The following is a 9513-nucleotide window of genomic DNA, read 5'->3' on the forward strand; positions in this document are numbered from 1 at the left end:
GGCCGCCGCGGCCAATGACGAATCGGGCAGCCTGCACGCAAGACGCTTGCTGAATCAGGCCGATAGTTTCAGGGGACATCCGGCTGTCGTGCGAACCGACAACGGGCTAAGGCTTCCCTGAATGACCTTCATTTAGCGCGGGACCTGTGTACCGCCGCTTGTGGCCAAGCCTTTGTAGCCACGGGCGAGCGGCACAGCCCTGGAACAAGCAATAAATGCCCCCGCTTATGCGCCCACTGCTTGGGGCGCAAGTGTCTAGCATCGGCAAACCCAAGGAAAACTTTAGAACTATTTTTGGTTTTCTCCCGAATGGAACTCAACATGGCCGATTGAGCCCAAAAGCCCGACCGGTATCCACCGGCCCAATTCGAAGCTAAACCGCGATGAACAGCCAAGTCAAGAACTCATCAATAGCCCCGACCAGTCCGCGCACTCAAGTCCTCCGCGCTTCGGTCGAAATTGCTAGCACGTGGACCGTGATTTGCTGCTTTAAAAAGCGCTGGAAAAATGGTCCTTTCTTTGGGATCGCGGCAATCGGACGGTCGGTGTTTCAAGGCACCGCCGCCGTTCATGGCCGCCGACCATGGCCGACTGAACCCTGTGCGACTCCTGGGCCGGAGCTGCGCAGGCCTAGGGTTATGGGCCGACACCGTGAGTTTGATATGTTCACCGAGGCCTGTCGCGACACGACGCCGCTCAGGCGTCGCGTTCTTGCTTTGCGTTCACCGGGCCAGCTATGAGCACGTTGATCACCAGTCTGTCGACCACTCAGATCTCAGGTCTGAGTACCCGCACACTCACTCGGTTTACCACCGAGGACTGGGCCGCGTTCAGCAGCGCGCAGATCATTTCGCTGACCACCAAGCAATTCGCATCCTTGAGCACGTTCGCAATTGCCTCGCTCAGCAGCGAGCAAGTGAGCCACTTTCAAACCGAGGACTTGCGGGCTTTGAACAGCAGCGCCTTGCGCGCACTGGCAAGCGATCAGTTGGCCGCGCTCGGCTCGGATCAGTTTGCAGCACTCGGCACCGCGCAAGTCGTCGCACTGAGCAGCGCCCAGTTGCTGAGCCTGGCGAGCGAAGACCTCAATGCCTTGACCTCGGCCCAGTTCAGAGCGCTCGGCTCCGCTCAACTCGCGGTGCTGTCGAGTGATCAACTGAAAGCCTTGACGACCGAGGACTTTGCTGCAATCAGCAGCGCCGGCCTGCGCGGCTTTAGCTCGGCGCAACTGGCGGTTTTGAGCAGTGACCAATTGATCGCTCTGACCACGGCCCAGGCCGCCGCATTGAGCAGCGTCCAAGTCGCCGGCCTGAGCAGTGAACAAGTGAGCAAACTGGCCACCGATGATTTAAAGGCCTTGACTACCGGCACTCTGCGCGCCTTCAACACCGAGCAATTGGCCGCGTTGGGCTCGGACCAATTCGCCGGGCTGACGACGGCGCAAGTCAACAACCTGAGTGGTAGCCAGCTTCAATCGCTGGGCAGCGAGGACCTGAATGCACTGACCTCCACCCAGTTTCGCGCCATCGCCTCGATCCAAGTGGCCGCGCTGACGACCGATCAATTAAAGACTCTCGGTACCGAAGACCTGGCCGCCATTGGTACAGCCGGGCTGCGCGGCCTGGTTTCGACCCAGTTGGGCGCTTTGTCCAGCGAACAAATTGTCGCGCTGACCACCGCGCAGTCGGCCTCACTGATCAGCAGTCAGGTGCTGGGCCTGAGTACTGATCAGGTCGCCGCGCTGGCCACCGATGACTTACGGGCCATCAACTCGGCCGCCTTGCGCGCGCTGAGTTCGGATCAGCTTGGCGCCCTCGCCTCCGAGCAGATCGGCAGTTTGACCACGACGCAGGTCAATGCATTGACAAGTTCCCAGATTCAGAGCTTGAGCACGGACGACCTCAATGCGCTGACGAGCGCGCAGTTCAAAGCCATCAGTTCAGGCCAGTTTGCTGCGCTGACGACCGATCAGCTGGGGGCGCTGACGAGCGATGATTTCGCCGCCGTCGGCACCGCCGGGCTGAAGGGTTTGAGCTCAGCGCAAATTGCGGCGCTCACCACGGAGCAGATCGTTGCCTTGACGACCGCTCAGGCGGCTTCGCTGGGCAGCGCCCAAATGGCCGGCTTGCGCACCGATCAAATTACCGCGATGGCCAGCGATGACCTGCGGGCGATCAACTCCACGGCCTTGCGCGCTTTGAGTTCTGATCAACTCGGCACCCTGACGACCGAGCAGATTGGCGCCTTGACCACGGCCCAAGTCAATGCATTGACCAGCACGCAGATTCAGAGTTGGAGCAGCGATGATCTCAGTGCCTTGACGTCGGCACAGTTTCGCGCGCTCGGCTCGGCCCAGGCGGCCGCCTTCTCCACCGATCAAATCAAGGCGCTGAGCAGCGAAGACTTCGCGGCGATGGGCACCGCGGCCTTGCGCGCTTGGAGTTCCGCCCAAGTTGCCGCGTTGAGCAGCGCAAACGTGGTTGCGTTGACAAGCGCTCAGGCGGTGTCCTTGACCAGCAGCCAGGCGCTTGGCCTGAGCAGCGAACAAATCTCCCACCTGCAGACCGATGACTTGCGCGCCCTCGGCACGGCGGTGATCCGGTCATTGAGCAGCGAGCAGTTTCAGACGCTGGACTCGAACCAGATTGCCGCGCTGACGACGAGCCAGATTGCAGCGCTGACGAGCTCGCCGGTCAACCAGTTGGCTTTGCTCAGCACCGATGAAATTCGCGCCCTGACCACGGCGCAAGTCGCCGCTTTGGGTAGCGCCCAGGTGAATGGATTGAGCACCGAGCAGATGGCCGCTTTTGCGACCGATGACCTCAAGGCGATCAATATTTCAGCCCTGCGCGCCTTAGGTAGCGAGCAACTGGCCGCATGGGGCTCGGACCAATTTACCGCACTCAGCACCGCGCAAGTCAATGCTTTGACGAGCCTTCAGGTGCAGAGCCTGAGCAGCGAAGACCTGAATGCCCTGACCTCCCTCCAGTTCAAGGCCATCAACTCGGTGCAGGTCGCCGCCCTGTCGACCGATCAGTTGACGGCTTTGACGACCGAAGACCTCGCGGCAATCGGCACGTCCGGCTTGCGAGGCCTCGGCTCAAGCCAATTGGCGGCCTTGTCGAGCGAGCAGATCGTGGCCTTGAGCACGGCTCAGGCGGCTTCGTTGACGAGCAGCCAAGTCCTGGGTTTGCGCACCGATCAAATGGCCGCGCTGGCGACCGATGATGTGCGCAATTTGGGGACCAGCGCCTTGCGCGCCTTGAGCTCGGAGCAACTCGCCGCCTTGGGCTCGGACCAGATCGCCGCGCTGAGCACCGGCCAGGTCAATGCTTTGAGCAGCACCCAGATTCAAAGCTGGGGTAGCGAAGATCTCAACGCGCTGACGACGGCGCAGTTTCGTGCCCTCAGTTCGGCGCAAGCCGCCGCCCTTTCCACCGATCAAATCAAAACCCTGAGCAGCGAAGACTTCGCCGCCATCGGCAGCGCTGGATTGAAAGGTTTGAGCTCGGCACAAGTTGCCGTGTTGACCAGCGAGCAAATCATTGCGCTGACGACGGCACAAAGCGCGGCCTTGACCAGTGCACAGGCGCTCGGCTTGAGCACCGAGCAACTTACCCATTTGCAGACCGCCGACTTGCGGGCGCTCGGCAGCGCGGTGATCCGGTCCTTGAGCAGCGATCAGGTTCAGGCGCTTGACTCCAATCAGATCGCCGCGCTGAGCAACAGTCAGATCGCCGCGTTGACGAGTTCGCCCGTCAACCAATTGGCCGTGTTCAGCACCGATGAGATTCGCGCTTTGACCACGGCACAAGTCGCTGCCTTGGGCAGCGCTCAAGTCGGGGGCTTGAGCACCGAACAAATGGCCGCCTTCGCGACCGATGATCTGAAGGCACTCAATACCGCCGCCTTGCGGGCGCTAGGTACCGACCAATTGGCCGCCCTGGGCTCCGATCAGTTCGCGGCCTTGAGCACGGGGCAAGTCAATGCGCTGACCAGCACGCAGATGCAGAGCCTGAGCAGCGAAGACTTGGGCGCTTTGAGCTCAAGCCAATTCAAGGCCATCAACTCGACCCAGATCGCAGCGCTGCTGACCGATCAATTGAAGGCCTTGAGCACCGAAGACTTTGCCGCGATCGGCACCGCCGGCTTGCGCGGGCTCGGCTCGACCCAAGTCGCCGCGCTGACCAGCGATCAGATCATTGCCCTGACCAGCGCGCAGGCGGCGTCACTGACGTCGGCACAAGTGCTAGGGCTTGACACCGAGCAGATGGGCCGTTTGGCCACCGACGATCTGGCCGTGATCGGCTCGGCCGCCTTGCGTGCCTTGCGCAGCGACCAGCTCGCGGCATTGGGCTCCGGGCAATGGGCGGCGCTGACCACCGCTCAGATCAATTCGCTCGGCAGCGCCCAGATTCAGAGCCTCGTCAGTGAAGACTTGAACGCGCTGACCTCGGTGCAGTTCCGCGCCATCACATCGACGCAGATTGCCGCACTGACCAGCGATCAGTTGAAGACGCTGGGCAGCGAAGACTTCGCGTCGATTGGCACGGGTGGCCTGCGCGGCCTGAGTTCGGCTCAAGTCGCCGTGCTGAGTTCCGAGCAGGTGATTGGGTTGACCACGGCGCAAGCCGGCATCCTGAACAGCAGCCAGGTCGCGGGCTTCAGCACCGAACAGATGAGCCAGCTGGCGACGGACGACTTGCGCGCCATCACCAGCGCAGCCCTGCGCGCATTGCGAACCGAGCAATTGGCGGCGCTGGGCTCCGATCAATTGAGTCAGCTGACCACGGCCCAGGTCAATGCGCTGACCAGTAGCCAGATTCAGAGCCTGGGCAGCGAGGATCTGAACGCTTTCAGCTCGCAACAATTTGCGGCGATCAACTCGGCCCAGGTGGCAGTGCTCGGCACTGATCAGCTCAAGACACTCGGCACCGAGGACTTCGCCGCCATCGGTACGGCGGGCTTGCGCGGACTCGGCTCGACGCAATTGGCGGCGCTGACCACCGATCAAATCGTCGCCTTGAGCACGGCGCAGGCCGCCGCGCTGACCAGCGTGCAGGTGACGGGCTTCGGCACCGAGCAAATCAGCAAGTTGGCGAGCGAGGACTTGCGAGCCCTGAGCAGCTCGGCCCTGCGTGCGCTCAGCACCGAGCAACTGGCTGCGCTGAGCTCCGAACAAATCGCACAGCTGTCCAGCACCCAAATCAACGCGTTGACCTCCGCTCAGATTCAAGGTTTGGGTAGCGATGACTTGAACGCCCTCAGCGCTTTGCAGTTGGGCGCGATCGGCTCGACTCAGGTGGCAGCGCTGCGCACCTATCAACTCACAACGCTGGGCACCGAGGACTTTGCCGCCATCGGCACGGCGGGTCTGCGCGGGATGAGTTCGAGCCAAGTCGCGGCGCTGAGTTCCGACCAGATCATCGCCTTGACTACCGCACAGGCGGGCGCTTTGACCAGCGTTCAAGTCGCGGGCCTGAGCACCGAACAGCTTGCCAAATTTCAGACCGACGATCTGCGCGCGCTCAACACCGCGACGCTCAGAGCGTTTACGAGTGAGCAGTTTCAAGCGCTGAACAGCGATCAGATCAGCGTGTTGACCACCGCGCAGGTGGCAGCGCTGGTGACCTCGCCGCAAAACCAGCTCGGCACACTCGGCACGGACGAGATCCGCGCCTTGACCACCGCGCAGGTCGCCATCTTGAGCAGCGCTCAGATGAAGGGCTTCAGCACCGAGCAGATAGCGGCTTTTGCGACCGACGATTTGCGCGTGCTCAGCAGTACCGCCTTGCGCAATTTAGGCAGCGATCAGTTGGCAGCACTCGGCTCCGAGCAATGGCTGGCGCTGACTACGGCGCAAGTCAACTTCTTGACCAGCACGCAGATCCGGGCTTTGAGCAGCGAGGATTTGAATGCCCTCAGCACAGAGCAGTTCGCCGCCATTGGCTCGACCCAAATCGCCGCGCTGGCTACCGATCAGCTCAAGACCTTGGCCAGCGAGGACCTTGCGGCCATCGGCAGCGCTGGTTTGCGTGGCCTGAGTTCGACCCAACTGGGCTCTTTGGGCAGCGATCAATTGGTGGCCATGAGCAGCAGCCAGTTCGCTTCGCTCGGCAGCGCCCAAGTGGCTGGACTCGGCACCGAACAAATCAGCAGCTTGGCCACCGAAGACTTGCGCGCCTTGGCCAGTCTGGCCCTGCGCTCGCTCAGTACCGCGCAGATTGCGGCCTTGGATGCGGCCCAGATTGCCGCCCTGAGCACAGCTCAGGTGAACGCGCTGACGAGTACGCAGATACTTGGCCTGAGCTCCGACGACTTGCGGGCCTTGACGACCGAGCAGTACCAAGCCATGGCCAGCAGCCAGATTGCCGCCTTGAGCAGCGATCAGTTGAAACTGCTGACCACCGAAGACTTCGCGGCCATCGGCACCGGCGGCCTGCGTGGACTGAGTTCGCTGCAGATCGGGCAGTTGGGCAGCGATCAAGTCACGGCATTGACGACCACTCAGGCGGCCGCGCTCAGCAGCGGCCAGGTGCTGGGCTTGCAGACCGATCAGCTGCAGCAACTGGAAACCGAAGATTTGAGAGCCTTGAACAGCAGCGCTTTGCGCGCGCTGAGCAACACGCAATTGGCGGCACTCGGCTCTGATCAGTTTCAGGCGCTCGGCAGCAACCAGATAGGCGCTCTGAGCAGCGCACAAGTTCAAGGGCTGGCGAGTGACGACCTGAATGCACTCACGACGCTGCAGTTCGGTTTCTGGAATTCGGCGCAAGTCCAGGCCTTGAGCAGCGATCAGTTCAAGACCATGACGACGGAGGACTTCGCTGCCATCAGCACCGCCGCATGGCGCGGCATCGGCTCGACGCAGATTTCGGCCCTGAGCAGCGATCAAGTCATCGCGATGACCACCGCCCAGTCCGCGGCCATGACCTCGGCGCAAATCACCGGCATCGGCACCGAGCAGTTGTCGATGTTGCAGAGTGATGACCTGCGCGCCTTGTCGACGGCCGCCATTCAAGGGCTGACGACGCTGCAGTTCACGGCGCTGACTTCCGAACAGTTGAAGCTTTTGACCAACACCCAGTTCGGGGCAATGACCTCCAGCCAGGTTGCCACCATCGGCACCGAGGAGCTGAATGCGTTCAGTACCGAACAGATCCGCGGCTTTGCCTCGCAGCAGTTGCAAGGCTTCACGACCGATATGGTGGCCAGCCTGAGCACCGACAATGTCGCCGCGCTGAGCATCTTTGCGTTGAAGGGCTTCAGCAGCACCCAACTCAATGCGCTTCAAAGCGAGCAAGTGGCTGCCTTGACGCGCACTCAGGTGGGCTCGCTGACCACCGCGCAGGTGCAGAACTGGGTCACCGAAGACGTCCAGGCTTTGGGCACTGCACAGATGGGCGGTTTGAGCTCCGCCCAAATCGTCGCCATGAGTTCGCTGCAGATTTCGGTCTTTGCGACCGATGATCTTGCGGCGCTGACGACCGGCGCCGTGCGCGGATTCAGCTCCGAAGACATGGCGGGCCTCACTTCGGAGCAGATTGGCGCCTTGACCAGCGCTCAGTTCGCGATGCTGAGCTCGGCTCAGATGCGCGGCATCGAAGCGTCCGATATCGCCGCGATTCAGACCGAAGACATTCACGCCATGGGCAGTCAAGCCCTGATGGGTCTGTCCACCGAACAGTTCGCGGCCTTTAGTCCCGAGCAGATCGGTGCCCTCACGTCGGGCCACATTCGTTCAATGACGACCGAGCAATTGGCGACGCTGGACAGCGCCGAGATCCTGGCCTTGGGCACGCAGCATATTGCGGCATTGACCTCGGTCCAGCTTGCCAGCTTGAGCACGGAGCAAATTACCCAGTTCCAGACCGAAGACATCCAGGCCTTCCAGACCTCGCAGATGGCCGGCTTGACCACCGAACAGATCCATAGTTTCACGACCGACCAGATCCCGGGCTTTGAGCCGGAAGACCTTCAGGTCTTGTCGATGGCGCAAGTATTTGCCTTCTCGGACGCAGCCATCGGTGTCTTTACCAGCGAGCAGCTGGATGCCCTGCAAGCGGCCTCCCCGATCGTCCTGGACCTGGACGGCAATGGCGTCAGCACCAGGGCCGCCGCGGACGGCGTTCATTTCGACCTTTTCGGCACCGGCCATAGTCAAAAGTGGGGCTGGGTCGGCGCGCAGGATGGTCTGTTGGTGATGGACCGCAATGGTGATGGCCTGATCAACAGCGGCCACGAGTTATTCGGCTCGGGCACCTTGCTGGCGGATGGAGGCCGGGCCGCCAATGGCTACTTGGCCATGCAGGAGCTTGACCTCAATTTGGACGGGCGGCTGTCCATCGAGGACAGGGCCTTCAAGGACTTGCGGGTTTGGGTCGATGCCAATAGCGACGGCCAGACCGACGCGGGCGAGTTGAAAACCTTGCAGGACTTTGGCATTGCCGAGTTGAATCTGCGCGCGCAATCCGGGCTATCGGTTGACCACGGCAATTTGCTGGGTCTGGTGTCTGACTACAAAACCGGTGACGGACAGGCCCACGCCATGGCCGACGTTTGGTTCGCAAAAGACGGTTTTATCGAGCCTTCTCGTCAGCCGCAAATCCCTAAGCTAGGCGAAGTGCTAAATGGTCCGAGCGAGCAGCTTGCGGAAATGGGGGACTCAAGCCTTGCAGTCAATGCTAGGCAACTGATTTCCTCACAAGACACACAAGCGATTGCTAGTCCTATGTCAATGTATATACCCGATTTGAAACGCCTACCGGACGACGGCGAGACTCCCTTACTACCCTTGATCTGAGGTGGCGAAATGGCCGAAACATCAATCAGCCCACGACAGAGATCACGGCCTAGCCGAGGAGTCTGGTGGATGAGTCCGCGGCCAAAAAGACATGTCGCCTGGGGCGGCCCAGGTCCTGGGCGCCCTGTGCTTGCCTCAAGTTTACGCAGATGGCGTCGAAATCAGAGTGACGAGGAAAGAGCAATGAGTCGGTTCAGGCGCTCGCGCAGCCGCTCTTAGCTTGAAACACCGATATCCAAGTCCGCCCCAGATTCGCAATTGATGCGGGGGCGGTATCCCGCCATATAGAACGGACAAGGTTCTAGAAGCACGAAATCTACAAGCAGCGCCTCTCTGAGGCTGCTGCCAACGTAACAAACCAAGTGAGCTCACCATGACCACTCTGATCGCAAGCTACTCCACAGATCAAATTGCTGGCCTGTCAACGAAGACACTGAGCAAGTTCACGACCGAGGACTGGGCCGCATTCAGCAGCGACCAGATCATCGCGATGACGACCAAGCAGTTTGCTTCCTTGGGGACATTTGCGATCAATTCGCTGAGTACCGATCAAGTGACGTTCATGCAGACCGACGATGTGCGAGCACTGGGCAGCGCTGCCATCCGAGCGTTGAGCACAGACCAACTTGGGAACCTGACTTCAGATCAATTGGTGTCGCTGACAACATCGCAGATCAATGCCTTGACCAACAGCCAGATCCAAAACTTGG

The 9513-nt window shown here is 60.9% G+C and carries 2 protein-coding genes; both read left to right on the top strand.

The genetic code is table 11. The annotated features are described in order from the left end of the window. Nucleotides 1-736: 736 nt before the first annotated feature. On the top strand, nucleotides 737-8803 hold the full coding sequence (locus LNV07_RS25000; protein ID WP_263573928.1) for a hypothetical protein: 8067 nt from the start codon (nucleotides 737-739) through the stop codon (nucleotides 8801-8803). Nucleotides 8804-9176: 373 nt separating this feature from the next. Further along, the coding region (locus LNV07_RS25005; protein WP_263573929.1) for a hypothetical protein at nucleotides 9177-9513 on the top strand (337 nt) is incomplete at its 3' end.

Source organism: Roseateles oligotrophus, from assembly GCF_025717515.1.
GTDB lineage: Bacteria > Pseudomonadota > Gammaproteobacteria > Burkholderiales > Burkholderiaceae_C > Paucibacter_A > Paucibacter_A oligotrophus.

What these genes read in the sequence shown, in the direction of transcription:
- LNV07_RS25000 (WP_263573928.1), top strand. Translation starts at nt 737, where the DNA reads ATGAGCACGTTGATCACCAGTCTGTCGACCACTCAGATCTCAGGTCTG.